Annotated in this window: 2 protein-coding genes; one reads left to right on the top strand and one right to left on the bottom strand. The window is 45.7% G+C overall.

The genetic code is table 11. The features are described from left to right. Window positions 1-162, bottom strand: a 162-nt coding sequence (locus KW93_RS17225) for an S-layer homology domain-containing protein (RefSeq protein ID WP_161787017.1), incomplete at its 3' end; no start/stop codon positions are given. A gap of 262 nt (window positions 163-424) precedes the next feature. On the opposite strand from KW93_RS17225, the gene KW93_RS00480 reads away from it, so the two are divergent. Then, entirely contained in the window at window positions 425-1,528 is a 1,104-nt protein-coding gene (locus tag KW93_RS00480) for an S-layer homology domain-containing protein (RefSeq protein ID WP_033540986.1), read from the top strand. The last annotated feature ends 33 nt before the right edge of the window (window positions 1,529-1,561 follow it).

Consider the following 1,561-nt stretch of genomic DNA (forward strand, 5'->3'; position numbering starts at 1 on the left):
TCGAACTGTCCCATCGGAATAACCCCGGATCACACCTTTTTCCATCATATAATTGATTTCTTCAACAAATTCATGGTTTTTCGGTACATCAGTTGCCGCAGATACCGGCAGGACTAACGCAAATGACAAGAGTACAATAAACAAACTAAATAGTTTTTTCATCTTTTTCCTCCTCCATTTTTTTCCTTCAATAATTATCTTATCATTGTCAAGTTACAATTACATTAAATATTTTGAATTTTCTTTTTTATAATTTTACACAGTATTTAACAGTAGTACCCTAAAGTGTTTACTTTGATTTCTGCTCGAATTCCATTCAAATGTAGCAATGATTTCATATGTCAATAAATTATTTATATTTACAATTATTTAATACTATCATAATGAAATGTGGTAAAATAATAGTAAAAAGGGAGGGGTATTTATGAAGGCTTACCTGTCTTTGATTGCAGCTGCCATCCTTGTATTCAGCTCGTTTTCATCTCCCGCCAAAGCGATCGTATTGTTTGATGATGTGCCTGGTAACCACGAGTTTGCTTTTGAAATTGCCTATCTGCATGAAGCAGGCATCATCACCGGTTATCCGAATGGAACGTTCAAGCCAACCGATCCTGTCACCCGGGCGCATGCCGTCGTGATGATCGGACGCGCATTGGATCTCAATGATGCATCCCGCTCCACCGGCTTCCGCGACGTAGCACCGAATCATCCGTATTCGGGTTATATCGCTTCCGCTGTTGAAGAGGGCATCATCAAGGGCTTTCCGGACAAATATTTCCTTCCGGACCGCACCATCACCCGGGCCCATGTCTCGATGATGCTGGACCGTGCGCTGTATTTCCCGGAAGCACCGGACAATAAATTCCGGGACATGAACAAAAATCACGAAGCGTTCGATGCTGTGTCCAGACTCGCCCATCAGGGAGTGACACGCGGTTATCCCGACAACACGTTCCGTCCGGATATTCCAGTGACACGTGCCCAGTTTGCAGCATTTCTGGCACGGGCCATCGAACCAGGTTTTATCCCTGATAAACAAAAACTGCTGAAGACGGCCAATGACATTCTGGCCGAATTGAAAGCGAAGGATTTTGCAGATGTCGCTGATTATGTCAGCACTGCAGACGGCCTGACGTTCTGTCCTTATGCGGGCGGCTGCATCGACAATGGTGGAGTCACATTTACGAAAGCACAGCTTCCCGGCTTCATGAATAATTCGACTGATTATTTATGGGGATACCAGGACGGCAGCGGCTTTGAAATCCGTTTGACGCCTGCCGAATATTACGGAGAGTATCTGATGGATGCACCGTATAGCGCCAAGGAACGGTTTGGCCGTACGCAGCAGCCGACAACCCATGAATTCATCCACCGGCTGTATCCGGAAGCAACCATCGTCGAATTCTATTTCCCGGGCACAACGCAGTATGACGGAATGGACTGGCAAAGTTTGAACATGGTCTTCGAGAAGAACAGCCGCGGTGATTGGGTACTGGTCGCGATTATCAATGACAGGTGGACGATTTGACTTCCAGCAGTTCCCATTTGGACCCTGTGACAG

Origin of the sequence: Planococcus sp. CAU13 (assembly GCF_000775575.1) — a bacterium.
Lineage (GTDB): Bacteria > Bacillota > Bacilli > Bacillales_A > Planococcaceae > Planococcus.

Excerpts from the sequence above, each read along its gene's own strand:
- KW93_RS00480 (WP_033540986.1), top strand. The coding sequence starts at position 425 with ATGAAGGCTTACCTGTCTTTGATTGCAGCTGCCATCCTTGTATTCAGC.